General features: G+C 63.4%; 11 protein-coding genes. 7 read left to right on the forward strand and 4 right to left on the reverse strand.

The annotated features are described in order from the left end of the window. The first annotated feature begins 1 nt into the window (after position 1). The 7 genes from SADO_RS10465 to SADO_RS10495 all read left to right on the forward strand — a co-directional run bounded on the left by SADO_RS10465 (position 2) and on the right by SADO_RS10495 (position 11450). The gene (locus SADO_RS10465) at positions 2–928 is read left to right on the forward strand and encodes an alpha-E domain-containing protein (protein WP_353111149.1); all 927 of its coding nucleotides are present in this window, start codon (positions 2–4) and stop codon (positions 926–928) included. A 59-nt stretch (positions 929–987) separates the two neighbouring features. After that, the gene (locus tag SADO_RS10470; protein ID WP_353111150.1) at positions 988–2049 is read left to right on the forward strand and encodes a zinc-binding metallopeptidase family protein; all 1062 of its coding nucleotides are present in this window, start codon (positions 988–990) and stop codon (positions 2047–2049) included. A 49-nt stretch (positions 2050–2098) separates the two neighbouring features. Further along, positions 2099–2968, forward strand: a complete 870-nt coding sequence (locus SADO_RS10475; protein ID WP_353111151.1) for a DMT family transporter — start codon at positions 2099–2101, stop codon at positions 2966–2968. Then, entirely contained in the window at positions 2965–3873 is a 909-nt protein-coding gene (locus SADO_RS10480) for an alpha/beta fold hydrolase (RefSeq protein ID WP_353111152.1), read from the forward strand. The genes SADO_RS10475 and SADO_RS10480 overlap by 4 nt, the downstream gene beginning before the upstream one ends. A 95-nt stretch (positions 3874–3968) precedes the next feature. Continuing rightward, positions 3969–6440: an acyl-CoA dehydrogenase gene (locus SADO_RS10485; protein WP_353111153.1), complete on the forward strand. Its 2472-nt coding sequence runs from the start codon at positions 3969–3971 to the stop codon at positions 6438–6440. 444 nt (positions 6441–6884) lie between these two features. Further along, on the forward strand, positions 6885–10430 hold the full coding sequence (locus SADO_RS10490; protein WP_353111809.1) for an Ig-like domain-containing domain: 3546 nt from the start codon (positions 6885–6887) through the stop codon (positions 10428–10430). Between the two features lie 87 nt (positions 10431–10517). Next, positions 10518–11450, forward strand: coding sequence for an OmpW/AlkL family protein (locus tag SADO_RS10495; protein WP_353111154.1), 933 nt, complete (start codon positions 10518–10520; stop codon positions 11448–11450). A gap of 140 nt (positions 11451–11590) precedes the next feature. On the opposite strand, the gene SADO_RS10500 is transcribed toward SADO_RS10495, so the two are convergent. Genes SADO_RS10500 through SADO_RS10515 form a run of 4 tightly spaced genes read right to left on the reverse strand, consistent with a single transcriptional unit; the run spans position 11591 to position 15098 of the window. Beyond that, positions 11591–12142 carry a PqiC family protein gene (locus tag SADO_RS10500; protein WP_353111155.1) on the reverse strand — a complete coding sequence of 184 codons (552 nt, stop codon included), beginning with the start codon at positions 12140–12142 and terminating at the stop codon, positions 11591–11593. Continuing rightward, positions 12139–13122 carry an MlaD family protein gene (locus SADO_RS10505; RefSeq protein WP_353111156.1) on the reverse strand — a complete coding sequence of 328 codons (984 nt, stop codon included), beginning with the start codon at positions 13120–13122 and terminating at the stop codon, positions 12139–12141. Before SADO_RS10505 ends, SADO_RS10500 begins: the two co-directional genes overlap by 4 nt. Next, the gene (locus SADO_RS10510) at positions 13123–13956 is read right to left on the reverse strand and encodes an ABC transporter ATP-binding protein (protein WP_353111157.1); all 834 of its coding nucleotides are present in this window, start codon (positions 13954–13956) and stop codon (positions 13123–13125) included. It lies immediately after the preceding gene. 2 nt (positions 13957–13958) lie between these two features. Continuing rightward, positions 13959–15098, reverse strand: coding sequence for an MlaE family ABC transporter permease (locus tag SADO_RS10515; protein WP_353111158.1), 1140 nt, complete (start codon positions 15096–15098; stop codon positions 13959–13961). Positions 15099–15109: the final 11 nt, after the last annotated feature.

Here is a 15109-nt window from a genome sequence, read left to right on the forward strand (position 1 = left end):
CATGCTTTCACGAATTGCGCAGAACCTGTTCTGGACGGGCCGCTACCTGGAGCGCGCGGAATCCACCGCCCGCCTGATCAATGCCACCACCCTGCTGCTGCTGGATATGCCGCGCCAGACCGAATTCGACTGGCGTGCGCTGGTCGAGATCGTCGGCGCGGATGACCTGTTTGCCGAACGCTACCCGGACGACAGCGAAGCCAGCGTGATGCGCTTTCTCGTGGCCGATCGGGGCCACCCCGGCTCGATCGCGAGCGCGCTGGCCATGGCGCGCGAGAACCTGCGCAGCGCGCGCGATCTCGTGCCGCGCGAGGTATGGGAAGAGATCAACGGCCTGCACCTGTATATCGCCGACGAGGGCCAGCATGTAGAGCATCGGCTGGCCCGCTCGCGTGTGGTGGAGCGCGTCGTCCATGGCGCACGCCATATCGCAGGGATGATCGAGTCCGGCATGAGTCGCGATGCCGCCTACGACATGCTCAGCCTCGGGCTGTCCCTGGAGCGTGCAGACATGACGACGCGCATCATCGATGTGCGTAGCGGCGATCTGCTGGTCGACGAGAGCACCGATCTACGGCCCTACCAGACCGTGCAGTGGATCAGCGTGCTCAAATCACTGAGTGCATTCCAGATGTATCGCCGCCATGTACGCGTACGCGTCACTGGCCCGGGCGTCGTACGATTCCTGCTGGCGGATACCGCGTTCCCGCGCTCGGTGCGCTTCTGTCTGGAACGTGCCGGCAAGCGACTCCTGCGCCTGCCGATGCCCGGCAAATGCAGTACTTGTGTCGAAGACGCTATACATGTGCTCGGTAGTGCCGATCTGGGCACGCTCAAGGGCCATCGCCTGAGCGAGTTTCTTGATCGCATGCAGATCGAACTGAGCAACATCCACAACGCGATCCAGGCGCGATACTTCCAGCACTGAAATCACTCGGCGATACCTCTTTCGCCCTCATCTACCGCTTGCAGGACCCCCGAAACGCGATGCGCGACTTCTATTGCCAATGCGGCAACTCGATCTTCTTTCGCAACACCCGCTGCCTGGTCTGCCAGCGCCAGCTGGGGTTCGCGCCCGAAGCCCGGATCATGACCGCGCTCGAGCCGCTCGACGCCACGCGTTGGCAGGTGCCGGCTGCCGGCCGTATCGAGGGCCGCATCTATAGGCGGTGCCAGAACTACGCGCAGTACGACATCTGCAACTGGCTCGTGCCGGATGAGTCGCCGCATCATTTCTGTGCGTCATGTCGGTTGACCCGCACCATTCCGGACCTCGGGCCACCACGCCATCTCGAACTCTGGAATCGGCTGGAAAGTGCCAAGCGGCATCTGATCTTCAATCTCTACCAACTCGGCCTGCCGATCGTCGGCCGCGCAGAGGATCCCGATTTCGGCCTGGCGTTCGACTTCCTTGCCGACGCCGACGCCGAAACCGAGTTCACCGAGGCCCTGGCCGGGCGCGACCCGATCGCCACCGGTCATGCCAACGGCGTGATCACCATCAATATTGCCGAAGCGGATGATGTGGCGCGGGCGCGCATGCGGGAGCAGATGGGCGAGCACTACCGGACGCTGATCGGCCATTTCCGCCACGAGGTCGGACATTACTACTGGGCGCGCCTGATCGATGGCGGCGCGTGGATCGACGAATACCGCGACATGTTCGGCGACGAGCGCGCCGATTACGGCCAGGCCCTGCAGGCCCATTACGACAACGGCGCGCCACCCGACTGGCAGGAACGGTTCGTGACCCCCTATGCTTCGGCTCACCCTTGGGAGGACTGGGCCGAATCGTGGGCACACTATCTGCACATACGCGACACGCTGGACACCGCCACCGAATACCAGCTCGTGCGCTCGCCACCCTGGGAACAGGACCCGCGCGATTTCGACGCGCTGATGCATCGCTGGACCCATCTGGCGATCGGCATGAACGCAGTCAATCGCAGCATGGGGCTCGCCGATGCCTATCCGTTCGTGCTCAATGCCGGCGCGCGCGCCAAACTGGATTTCATCCATCGCGTGATCGAACCCTTCGAGACCGCCTGACGCCCCGCATTCATCCGGGCCCGGCCGCCCCGCTTTCGGGCAGCGCGGCTTGAGCCCGCGCCTGTTCGGCCTGGCGCTCACGGGCGCCGGCGTGCTGGTGCTCAGCCCGGATTCCATTCTCATCCGCCTGCTGGGCGCGGACGTGGCGACCACCCTGTTCTGGCGTGGCATAGCGATGGCCATCGGGCTCGGCGGTTTTCTGCTCATCCGCGAGCGCGGCCGAACCGCCGCGATTACCGCCCAGATGCGCAATCCGCTCGGCTGGGGACTGGCGCTGCTGTTCGCGCTGAGCAATATTCTGTTCGTGATCACCGTGGCGAACACCACGATCGCCGATACGCTTGGTTGCCTTGCCACCGCATCGATCTTCGCCGCGCTGTTCAGCGTGATCTTCCTTAAAGAACGAGCGCCGCTACGCACCTGGATCGCGGCCGCGGCCATTGCCGGCGGGCTGTTACTGATAGCGCTCGGCGGCGCCGGGAGCGTGCTCGGGCGTCTGACCGGCATTGCCACGGCGGTCGTGTTCGGCGCCACCTTCGTGGTCATGCGCGCGACCGGACGCGGCGATACACTGCCCGGTCTGGCACTCGGCGGTGCCTTGATCGCCTCGGCAACGGCCGTGTTCGCCGCACCGTTATCACTGTCCACCCAAGGGTTCGCGGCGCTTGCCGGCCTCGCCGTGGTGCTGCCTACGGCATTTGCGCTGATCGGCCAGGGGCCGCGCTACTTGCCGGCGCCGGAAGTCAGCCTACTGATGCTGCTGGAAACCGTGTTCGGCACGCTCTGGGCCTGGCTATGGCTCGCCGAAGTGCCCACCCGGCCGACGCTGCTCGCCGTGGGAATCATCCTCATCGCTCTCACATTGTTCTATTGGCGCCAGGCTGTGGCCGCGCGTCGTCTGCAGGAAGCCACCCCATGAGCCTGATCGACAACATCACTTTCCATACGCTCGGCGAATTGCGGTACGCGGTACGCGAAGCCGGCACCTCCGAAGGCGAACCGTTGGTGCTTCTGCACGGGCTGATGGATACGGGCGCGGGTTTCGATGCCCTCGTCAGCGCCATGGAGTCGCGCGCGCCGGGTCGGTATCGCTTTATTGCGCCCGACTGGCGCGGGCACGGTGATACGGCTGCCACGCACGACAGCTATTGGTTCCCGGCCTACCTGCTCGATCTGGAACGTCTGTTGGATGTCGTAGTGGGCCGCGGCCCCGACAATGCCGTCACCCTGGTTGCCCACAGCATGGGCGGGCAGATCGCCAGTCTCTACGCCGGCACCCGGCCCGAGCGCGTTTCGCAACTGATCACCCTCGACAGCCTGAACGTGCCCGACAGCGACCCGGCGAACGTGCCCGATCGTTATCGGCGCTGGCTGGACGCCCATGCCAATCCGCCCGCCACGAAGGTCTACGACGATCTCGACACCGCGATCTCACGGATCGGGCGGCGCTATCCCGAGCTGAGCGCCGACCAGACCGACTTCCTCGCCCGCCAGTGGACCGCCGAAGAAGATGCGGCCGGTCGTCGCCGCATGCGTGTCGACCCCTGGCATCGCGTCCCGTTGCCCTATGCCTTTCGTGCCAGCGAGGCGATGGCGCTGTGGGCCGAGGTGACCGCCGCCGTGCTGTGTATCGACGGCGGTGATTCGCCCGCGCGCTATTTCTGCGACGACGAGGAAATGCAGAAGCGTCGCGCCTGTTTTGCCGATCTGGAACGGGTCGTCGTCGACGGCTGCGGCCACATGCTACACCTGCAAAAGCCCGACGCCGTGGCCGCCGAGATCTGCGCATTTTTCGACACAGGCAGCCAGGCGAATAGCGTGTAGCACGAGAACCCGGCGTTTGCCCGCGCCTGGCGCGTGGCCTAGGCTGCGAGTGAAGTCCGACACCGGCCGGTGTGGCCCGGCCATGGAGCCCCGTCATGACCGCAGTGGTCTGGATCGTCGTATTCCTCGGCGCCTTCATCGCGCTGGCCTATCACCGCGTGAGTCTGAAAACGGCGACCGCAACCACCGCCCTGCTGCTTGCGGCCTGCACGCTTACCAGCACCGGCTGGATCGTCGGCATCGTGCTTTGGCTGGTCTTTCTCGCGATCGCGGTGCCGCTCAACGTCGACTCGATACGGCGGCCCTATATCACGCGCCCGGTGCTGGATATCTTCCGCGAGGTACTGCCGACGCTGTCCGCGACCGAACGAACGGCGCTCGATGCCGGCACCGTCTGGTGGGAAGGCGAGATGTTCTCTGGCGCACCCAACTGGCGCCGGCTGGAACGCCTGCCAGCGGCCGAGCTTTCAGCCGAAGAACAGGCGTTTCTCGACGGCCCGGTCCAGCAGCTGCTGGATCTCTGCGATGAATGGCAAATCACCCATGAGGACGCCGACCTGTCCCCCGAAGCCTGGCAGTTCATCAAGGAAAACAAGTTCTGGGGCATGATCATCCCCAAGCGCTACGGCGGCCTGGAATTCTCGGCCTATGCGCATTCCTGCGTGCTGGCCAAGGTCGGTAGCGGGCCGGCCGGCGGTACCGTCGGTCCGATCGTAGCCGTGCCCAACTCGCTCGGTCCCGCCGAACTGCTGATGCACTACGGCACGGACGCGCAGAAGGACCACTACCTGCCGCGGCTTGCGGTCGGCGAGGAAATCCCCTGCTTCGGGCTGACCAGCCCACACGCCGGCTCGGACGCCGGCGCGATTCCGGACAAGGGCGTGGTCTGCACCGGCGAATGGAACGGCGAGGAAATCCTCGGCATGAAGCTGACCTGGGAGAAGCGCTATATCACGCTCGCCCCGGTCGCCACGGTGCTGGGGCTGGCCTTCAAGATGTATGACCCGGACGGTCTGCTCGGCGGCGAGACCGAACTGGGCGTGACCTGTGCGCTCGTACCCGCAGACACCCCCGGCGCCCATGCCGGGCGGCGACATTTCCCGGCCAGCGCACCGTTCCAGAACGGTCCGACCTGGGGCACCGAGGTGTTCGTACCGCTGGATTACATCATCGGTGGCCGCGAAATGATCGGCCAGGGCTGGCGCATGCTCATGGAATGCCTGTCGGTCGGCCGCTCGATCTCGCTGCCCTCGGGTTCTACCGGCGATGCGATTTCCAACGCGCGTCTCACCGGCGCCTATGCCGTCGTACGCCGGCAGTTCAATGTCTCCATCGGCGAATTCGAAGGCATACAGGAAGCTTTGGCGCGTATCGGCGGCAAGACCTATGCCTGCGAATCCGTGCGCCGGTTTACGTCGAACGCGGTCGATCTGGGCGAAAAACCGTCCGTGGCCTCCGCGATCGCCAAATATCACGTGACCACCATGGCCCAGGACGTCGCCAAGGATGCGATGGATGTCCACGCCGGCAAGGCCGTCATGCTCGGGCCCGGCAATCCGGTGGCCCGCAGCTTCCAGGCCGCGCCGGTCAACATCACCGTCGAAGGCGCCAACATCCTCACGCGCAGCATGATGATCTACGGCCAGGGCGCGATCCGCTGTCATCCCTACGTGCTCGACGAAATCGAGGCCGCCAACAACCCGGATCGCGACACCGCGCTCGCCGATTTCGACGGCATCTTCTACAGCCACATCGGCCATGACCTTGCCGCGGCGGCACGGTCGCTCGTCATGGGGTTCACCGGCGGTCGCGGCACGACCGCGGGCAAGGTCGCCGAACTGGCGCCCTATTACCGGGCCATGAATCGCTACTCGGCCAACCTCGCCCTGCTTTCGGATATCGCGATGGCCACGCTGGGAGGCAGCCTGAAGTTTCGGGAAGCGCTGTCCGCACGTCTGGGCGACGTGCTGTCCCAGCTATATATCGCCAGCGCCACACTCAAACGGTACGCCGAAGACGGCGCCCACGCTGAGGACCTGCCGCTGGTGCAATGGGTGTGCGAAGACGCCTTTGCCACCATCGAATCACGCATGGCGGGCGTGATCCGGCACCTGCCGAACCGGCCCGCCGCCTGGCTCGCGGGCTTTCTCATATTCCCGCTCGGCCTGCATGCGCGCGTGCCTGGCGACGCGCTTGGTCAGCGCATCGCGCAGCTGTTGCAGACGCCCGGCAAGATCCGCGATCGCCTGACACCCCGCTGCTATATCTCGCAGAACGAATCCGAAGGTATCGCCCTGTTCGAGCGCGCCATGCAGGCCACGATCGGCTGCTCGGATCTCCTCGGGAAAATGACCAAAGCCCGCAAGGACGGCCGCATCACCGCCGACCACCCCCGCGATCAGATCGAGCAAGCGCTGGCGGCCCATGTGTTCGACGAAAGCGAGACCGAACGCATGCGCGAACTCTACGCGCTGCAGATGGCCGTCATAAGCGTGGATGATTTCGATCCCGCCGAAATGCGGTCCGTGCGCAAGAAAAACAACGACGACAGCTCCCGCGCCGCCTGATAAAAGCAGGGTTACGCGATTTCGCCCCGCGGCATCAGGCCGCGGAATCGATCGTGAATCAACGTTTTGGCGGGGCCTTTCGAAAAAACGTCTGAACCATGTCGCGAAAGCCGCTATCGCGAACGAGTTTGCGCGCAGCGACGCCTACACAAGCGCATCGTCGCATCAATGGCGTTCGTGATGCCGACCGCGGCAGTGAACCGATGGCGGGGTTTCGCGGGGAAAACCGTCCCGAAAACCCTGTAATTACGGGCCGCCGAACACGCAGCGAGACCTCCCTGCCCGATTGCTGCAATGCGACAGATTCCCATTGCATTCAATATTTTCCCGGCACGTGTGGCGTGCAGTTCGAATCTCGTTTATTGTCACGTACGGGGCATTCTAAAAAGAACGCGTGTCGCAATTGACACGCCACACAGCAAGGGAGACAAAGCCGTGCTATCGATGCATTCCCGTCGGATGCGTTGTGCCGATTCTGCTCAGAATTCGGACACCATAACGCCCGCCCGCGCCTACACCGCGCGCCATCCGCGCTCCGGTCGCCTCGCGGTCGCAGCACTTCTCATCGCGGCAGCGGCCGTTCTGCCCGCCTGTTCCAGCGGCGGCGGCGGCGACAATGGTGAGCCGAACCCGCGTGACGAAGTCACCGCAAGCGGACTGAACTTTACCTACCCGTTCAACGGCCAGCAGGATGTCGTACTCGATACCCAGATGGTCGTGAACTTCGATGGCGAAGTCTCCGGCCGCACCGAAAACGCGCTGGAACTACAAATCGATGGTGAGACTGCGCAGCCGCAGATCGCGGTCGAGCAGGATGAAGATCAGCCGAATATCCTGCGTTTGACCTACACAGGCGACCTGCAGCCGGCTCAGACCTATTCGGTCGTTGCTACGCGCAGCCTTTCCGGCGGCAACACCGCGTTCGCCGACGGCGACACATTGTTCCAGTTCACCACGCGTCCTGCCGAAGGGCGCCCGGCCGACAGCGACAACCTCGAGGTTGTGAGCACGACCCCGGGCGACACCAATCCGGTCACTGATCGTACGTCGATTGTCACGACGTTCAGTACGTTCCGCGTCATTCTGAACGAACCGGTCGACCCGGCAACCGTGGATGCCGAGAGCTTCACCGTCACCGGCGACAACGGTCCTGTGGAAGGCCGTATTACTGCGCTGGGTCGTTATCTGGTATTCGACCCGATCGACGATCTGGAAGCCGGCAACTACACGATCACGGTCGCCCCCTCCGTCACGTCGCAGTTCGGCAAGACCCTGACCAGCGCCTATACGGCAACGCGTAGCGTTATCGATCCGGGGGAGCTGATCAAGGCCAACCTTGAGCTCACCCCTTCGGAGGATAACGTCGGCGATCTGCCAGCCAACAGCCTTAACGGTCTGGCGATCAACAACGTCAACATCGACTCCCAGCTGATCGGCTCTAACGACCAGCCGGCAAGCGCTTCTCCCCAGCGTAATACCGTTCAGACCGAGCTTCCGAAATCCGGCGCGCAGGGCTTCGGCGATGTCATCCCGGCCACCATCCGCGCCGGCCAGAAGATTCAGCTGACCGGACTTCGTCTGTTTTTGAACGGCGATGTTGAAACCTCGATTAACCCGAGTGGCCCGATCGATGTCAACTTCATCAGCGACGTCGACGTGACCCTCATGTCGAACGACTACCGCAATATCGAAACCCCCACGGCGGTCCGTCTGCGTTTCGATCTGGGGATCGGCACGCTGATCACCACGCCTGCTGGCACGCCGGAAAATATTATTGAGTCACTTGCCAACGGCGTCTTCAACCAGAGTGCGCTGAACATTCAGGCGGCCGGTCTGGCGACCCCCATGCCGAATGGCGACCTTAAGATTGCAACCCTCGGCACGTTCCCGATCAACGTGAACCGTACCGACAATGCCACCGTGGATCTCGAGCTCACGTTGCTGCTGCCCAACGAGGCATTCGAAGAGCAGGACGAGCTACTTGAGGACGAAACTGCGCCAATCCTGACAGCCCAGTCGCCCAGCGCTTGCCTCTACGCCTTCGGCTCCCCCGCCTATAACGCTATTTACGCGAATAACGGCGCGGCGCCGACCGCACTTCCCGAACAGCTGTGCCTCGACGGCAACCCCGGCGATGACGACAGCGCCGCGATCAACAGCTTCCCGATCGACTCGAGCCCCGCAATTACCTTCAGCGAGCCGCTCGATCCGGATACTGTCAATGCGCAAAGCATTCAGTTCACGGGCGGCGGCGTTACCGTGCCCGCGACCTATCGTGTGGAAGGCTTCAGTGTCGTCATCGACCCGGTCAACCTGCTCGCACCGAGCACGCAGTATCAGATCACGCTCAACGGCGGTGACACGCTTCGGGATCTGGCCGGCAATCCGGTGAGTTTCGAAAACCCGCTCGGCCCGCGTCAGACAATTGCTTTCACTACCGAACCGTATGTCAATTCGAGCGCGACGCCGCCGCTGCTCGGGACGTTGTCGCCGGGCATTCCCTGCGCCCTGGAAGGCGGCGATTTCCAAACCAACGGCGACACCGCCGGCCATTGCGTAGGCGATGATCCCGGCGATGACTCAGCATCGGACAACTTCCCGGTCTTCGAACATCCGGCGAATGTCGCAATCGACGGCTTTTTCTCGAAGTTCGTGGATACCGAGTCCATCGTTCTCGCCGACGGCTGTCTCGTGGGCGGCACGGGGAACACCGTCACCAACGCGACCATCGCCATTCAGGAAATGGATGACACCGGCGCGTGCGTGGGTGTTGTGCCCGGCGAACTCGCGTTTTCCAATACGACGGGTACCAGCAGCGCCCTGGGTAGTGCGGGCGAAGGTATCTATACGCGCGCCTTCTCGTTCCGCCCGAGTGCACCTTTCGAAGAGGGCATGCGCTACTGGACGGTTATCTGTGGCACGGAAGGTACGGCCTGTACCACCGCCAATCAGATCACCGGCGTGGACGGCAATGCGCTCAATACCGATCCGTTGAATGGCACCGGTTCCACGGCCCAATCGGCGGCAACGCAGCCCGCGGGCGGGCCGACAATCATCATGCCGTTTGATGTAGTTGCGCCCACCGAGGACTATTACGCCAATCAGTTCACCCTGCCGGAGGCGGACACGAACGGTAACGGTCAATTCGACGACGCCGAAATCGCTCAACAGGCTAACCGCGCGCTTGTCGACTTGAGTTCGGGTGGCATCCCTATCGGCCAGTACCAGACGTATTTGTCGCTCACGCGTCCGATCGCGATCGGCGAGTCGGTCGACGGCTGTGAAGACGATCTGGGTGACTTCGGTGCGGATACGCTCTCGGTCGAAACTGACGCCTGCATTCAGGTTGCCTTGCTGCCGGGCGGCGTCAATTCCCTGACCAGTATCAATCTGGGCGCCGATGTCGTGAGCAATCTGCTATCCGGTTTAGGTGAGGACACAAGCCCCGTCGCCGACATCCCGGTTCTAGGACCCATTCTCGGCGGTCTTGGCACAACCCTCGGCGAGGTCACCGGGGTACTTCTGGACGGAGAAACCGGGTTACTACCCAACCTCCTAGACGGTTTAGGCCTTGCAGATGTGGCCGAACCGCTGCAGACCGGCCGCATTCTGCTGCGCTTCCCGAATGAGGAAGGTGGCGAGGACGGCGTGGCACAGTCGGGCTATATCGTCGAAAAATGCTCTGGCACGATCGCTGGCCGCGCATACGACTACGAGCCCTGCTTCGTTGCCAATCTCGACCTGATTGCGAACGCGCCGGATGCGCAAGTGCTGTCGGTCGATCAGCAGACGTTCACAACGGCCATCGTCGGTCCGGTGACATTCGAACAGAATGGCCGTCTGGTTATTTCGCTTCAGAATCTGGACGACATCACGCTGGACGCAACGGCGGTGATTCTGCCGGCTCAGGCGACGATCGCTCAGGGCAACCTGAACTTCCAGCTGGTCGGCTCACCCACCCACGGCGGCCGGGAATTCCCGGATCGCTAATCACTAGCGCTCGATGATCGATCCCGGCCGCGGGGCGCAGCCGGGATCCTGACTCTCTACAAGACAAACGAGACAAGGAGAAGGGAGATGATTCAGGACAACATGTCCGTACGTCGTGCGCTGGGGAAGCGAGCGGCCGTAGCGATTCTGGGCTGCGCCAGCCTGCTTGCCGCGGGCAGTGCCCTCGCTCAAGGCCAGATGCGCGACGACGATTCGTCCGATACCGTCGAGGACAAGGGCAGCCTGCTGCACCAGGTCTTTGAATATACGAAGAACAACAGCTATTTCCGTGTCGGCGTACTGCACTTCCAGTACTACGGCACCAGCTCGCGACTCAAGGTCGAAAACGCCCAGGGCCTGGCAGCCCAGGGCTTCGGGTCCGGTGAAAGCCGCCTGGACCACACGGGCTCGTCCACCGGCAACCTCACCACGCTCGGCGGTACCTTCGGTATGTATATTCCGAAGACGGGCAAGCATCTGGCCATGGAAGTCACGCTCGCGCCGCCGCTCAAGCTGGACTTCGAAGTCAGCAAGAATGCGATCGACGAATCGCTCGCGCCCGAAACGAATGGCGGCCTGCAAACAGGGATCCCACCGCTGGGTCAGTCCATCGGTACCCTCAAGGCCCTGCCCCCAAACCTGACGATCGTTTATCGGCCGTGGGTGGACACGATGTTCCAGCCCTATATCGGTGCCGGCGCGATGTATCTCTACACTTTTGACACCGACGTGAACAACGAAGTGCTCAACGCCTATGGCAACGAGCCGACGCTGAACCTGACCAAGCCGGTCGCCTGTGTGGGCCAGCTCGGCATGGACATGAAGCTGACCGAGAAGATGTTCCTGACAGCCGATGTGAAGTACGTCGGTTGTGCCGAGGTGGAAGCCAAGGTGAACAATATCGTGGTCAACGCGCCCAATCTCAGCCCGACTGTCGGGCCGATCAATGTGGGTACCGTGAGTTCGACAAACGACTTCAAGGCCGTGCTCTACCAGCTGTCGTTCGGTATGCATTTCTAACGCAGGCCTAGCCTGTAGCGAGGCCATAAAGAAAAAGGCCGCCCAGTTGGGCGGCCTTTTTTGTGTGCGCTCCTGCCGAATAACGCGACTATCGAGTTTCTCGACTCAACGCAGATGGGCGATCCGCGACGCCCGCCGTATCAGCCCGCCTTGGCGACAATTTCGAATGCAAGTTCCCGGACCGCATCCGACATGGCCTGACCGATCGCGGCCGCATCGCGTGGCCTGGCCGGCAATGCCTGCTGGATCACGGTGTTATCGCGAGCGACCACGGTTTCGGATTTCGATTGGGTGACCTTCCAGCGCGCAGCAAGCACCACCTGCCCGGACGGCTGGGGCTCGAAGGCATCGACCACGACATCCACTTCGTAATCGCGCCCGCGATCGTCCACCAGTTTTTCGTCGATGGTCTGCTGGAGCAGCCGTGTCATGGCCACCGGCAACCGCTCCGCCCATTTGGCATTCGGCATACGCGTAAGCACGTACTCATCGGTACGCAGCTGAATATCATAGTTGTCCAGATATTCCGGTACACGCACCCGGCGCACCTGCCAACTGCTCGCCTGGCTGTTCGCGCGGGCGGTCTGCGGCGGTGATAGCAAAACCTGTTGTAACGGCGGTACACCACTACAGGCCGCAGTGGTCGCCACGAACAGCGCAGTCACACCGCCACGCACTAGCTCTCTCATCATCGCTGGCCTCCACCGAAGAGCAAAGCGTTGGGGTCACGTTCGAGTGTCTCGGCAAATCGCCGCATGGAGGACGCACCGGCCGACAGATCCCGGATCGCGCTTTCCACGTCCTGGCGCGTACCCGAATTGGGGTCGGTCAGATCCTCTAGATTCTCCGAGAGCTGCTGCAGATTGGCGCTGGTCGCTTCGGCGTTGTCGAGCAGCCGCGTGAGCTGTTCGTCACGCGATTCGATCTGCGTGTTCACGTTATCGGTTAGCGCACGCACGCTCTCGAGCGTTTTTTCGAACTGGCGACTGTTCATGTAGACGGCATCACGCGCGGCCGCGATCGCCTCGCGCGTGGTCGTCGTGGTCTTTTCGAGATTCGGGCCCATGCGGTTGAGCAACTGATCCATGTCGTTGGCCAGAGTGACCACCGATTCCATGGTCTCGTTCACCGTTTCGAGCGTGTCCTTCCACGGCAGCCCGGTCACCGTATCCTTCAGCTGCTCGATCTCGGAGGGTACAGCCGGGATTTCCGTCAACTCCATGTCGTCGCGGTTGGCAACAAACCGCGGCTTCGTATCGGGTTGAAAATCCAGGTTCACGGCCAATTGCGAGGTCACGTAACTCCAGACGACGAGTTGCGCGCGCAAGCCGCGACGCACCAACTCCTCGGTGGTCACATCCGAGCTCGTCGGCGAGCCGTTCATCATGACCGTGTTGTTGCCGGCCATCTCGATCGTGACGCCGATACGCGCCTTGCCCACGTTCGGATCGAGCCGCAGCTGCACGTTCTTGACCGTGCCGACCTGCACGCCGCGAAACAGCACTTTCGAACCATTGCTTAGACCGAGCACGGACTGGTCGAAGAAGATGATCGCCTGACGGCTGTTGGATAGCAGACGATTGCCGCCGAGAGCGAGCACCCCCACGACGACCAGCGCGATCGCGCCGAACATGAACAGCCCGATTACGGTGTAGCTGCGATTGCTTGCCATCTAGAGAACCTCTGATCTGGCCGGAAACTCCGGACCGTCGCCCTCGGCGCGCGTGCTGGCGTCCAGCGACTGGCGATTGAGAAAGGCGCGCACACGCGCGTGTTCCGCGTTGTCCGCCAGTGCGCGCGGATCGCCGTGGGCGATCGCGCGGCGGCTTTCATTGTCGAGATAGATGCTGTCGTCGGCAATCGTGAAGATGCTCGGCAGCTCGTGGGTTACGGCGATCACACTCAGCTGCAGCGCGTCGCGCAGATTCATGATCAGCGAATCCAGCCGCTGCGACGTGATCGGGTCGAGGCCCGCGCTGGGCTCGTCGAGGAACAGATAGTCCGGATCCAACGCGATCGCACGGGCCAGGCCGGCCCGCTTCTGCATGCCGCCGGACAGCTCGCTCGGCATGCGCGACTCCTGGCCGGCCAACCCCACCAGCGCGAGCTTGAACGCCACCTGGTCGCGGATTTCCGCAGCACTCAGGCGCGTATGCAGCTGTAGCGGCAGCCCCACGTTTTCGCCGACCGTCATCGAACTCCAGAGTGCGGTGCTCTGGAACAGCACACCGATACGCCGTTGCAGCGCCCGGCGCTCGGCGACGTTCTCGGTCCAGAGCCGCTGGCCGTCGAAGGTGATGTCGCCCTGCGCCGCCTGTTCGAGATCGATCATGTGCCGCAGCAACGTACTCTTGCCGCAGCCCGACACGCCCATGATCACGAAGATGCTCGCCGGGCGCACATGAAACGACAGTTCATGCTGAACGACCGTCGAACCGTAGGCCAGCGTGAGGTCGCGCACGACCACACCGGAATCCGGCGGGCGCGTTCGATCGAGAACCGCCATCGCTAGACCCCCAACGCGTTGGTGCACAACGCAAAGATGGCGTCGATCACGATGATCCCGATGATCGACACCACAACGGTACGTGTGGCCGCGCGGCCCACTTCAGCCGCGTTGCGTCCCGCGCGCATGCCCAGATAACAGCTGGCGAGCGCGATGAGAATGCCGAAGCAGACAGCCTTCACGAAACCGATCACGAAGTGGCGCGCGGCGACGGCGTCCTGTAAACGGCCGAGAAAACTCGCCGGCGAGGTATCCAGCACCAGATCGGCGACGATCATGCCGCCGCCGATGCCGAGCGCGGCGGCGTAGAGAAACAGCAGCGGCATCATCAGCGTAAGCGCGGTGAGCCGCGGCAACACCAGAAACTCGAAAGGCGAGACGCCGATCATGCGTAGCGCATCGATTTCCTCGTTGGCCTCCATGGTGGCCAGATGCGCCGCAAACGTCGCCCCGATACGCCCGGCCATGATGAACGCGGTCATGATCGCCGCCATCTCGCGCGCCACCGCGATCCCGACAAGATCAGCCAGATAAAGGCCTGCCCCGAACGCCGCCAGCTGGACCGCGCCGACGAAACCGAGCACGGCGCCGATCAACAGGTTCACGATCGTGACTACCGGCAGCGAAGACGCGCCCGTTTCGCGCAGCAGCGCCATGAAATCCACCCACCGGGCCTGCGCCTTGCCGACGCTGAGCCGCGGCGTGGCCACGAAGGCGTTGCCGACCATCTCGGCGGCCCGGGCGAACGCTTCCATACGGTTGCGCCCCGCCACGCCCAGCCGCGTGAGCCAGTGCGCGCGACGGCCCGACGCCGCGTCCGCAGCGGGTGGGCGCGCAAGCGCGACCAGAGACGAAACGCTCGCCGGCAAGCCGGTGAACGCCACCGCGATCTCGCGGCTGTGCAGCCCCTGACTCACGGCATAGACGAGCGCGGCCACGCGCGGGTGCGCGCTTTCCAGATCGTGCCCTTCGATGGTTATCGGCGCTTCACTGTCGCCGCGCGCGGCAACCAGCTCGGCGACCAGACGCTGCGAGGTCGGCAATCGCGACGCGCCGCCCCAGTCGCCGCCCAGCACGAGAGCCGCGGCGCCGTTGCGGGATTCGATACGATAAAGCCGGCTGTGCGACGCGCTTTGCGGCACGGATTCTCGCG

It is taken from the genome of Salinisphaera dokdonensis CL-ES53 (assembly GCF_040361215.1).
Taxonomy (GTDB): Bacteria; Pseudomonadota; Gammaproteobacteria; order Nevskiales; family Salinisphaeraceae; genus Salinisphaera; species Salinisphaera dokdonensis.

Bases quoted from the DNA above. Each gene is read 5' to 3' on its own strand.
- SADO_RS10510 (WP_353111157.1), bottom strand. From the start codon at position 13,956: ATGGCGGTTCTCGATCGAACGCGCCCGCCGGATTCCGGTGTGGTCGTG.
- SADO_RS10500 (WP_353111155.1), bottom strand. From the start codon at position 12,142: ATGATGAGAGAGCTAGTGCGTGGCGGTGTGACTGCGCTGTTCGTGGCG.
- SADO_RS10485 (WP_353111153.1), top strand. From the start codon at position 3,969: ATGACCGCAGTGGTCTGGATCGTCGTATTCCTCGGCGCCTTCATCGCG.
- SADO_RS10490 (WP_353111809.1), top strand. From the start codon at position 6,885: ATGCATTCCCGTCGGATGCGTTGTGCCGATTCTGCTCAGAATTCGGAC.
- SADO_RS10465 (WP_353111149.1), top strand. From the start codon at position 2: ATGCTTTCACGAATTGCGCAGAACCTGTTCTGGACGGGCCGCTACCTG.
- SADO_RS10505 (WP_353111156.1), bottom strand. From the start codon at position 13,122: ATGGCAAGCAATCGCAGCTACACCGTAATCGGGCTGTTCATGTTCGGC.
- SADO_RS10470 (WP_353111150.1), top strand. From the start codon at position 988: ATGCGCGACTTCTATTGCCAATGCGGCAACTCGATCTTCTTTCGCAAC.
- SADO_RS10495 (WP_353111154.1), top strand. From the start codon at position 10,518: ATGATTCAGGACAACATGTCCGTACGTCGTGCGCTGGGGAAGCGAGCG.
- SADO_RS10480 (WP_353111152.1), top strand. From the start codon at position 2,965: ATGAGCCTGATCGACAACATCACTTTCCATACGCTCGGCGAATTGCGG.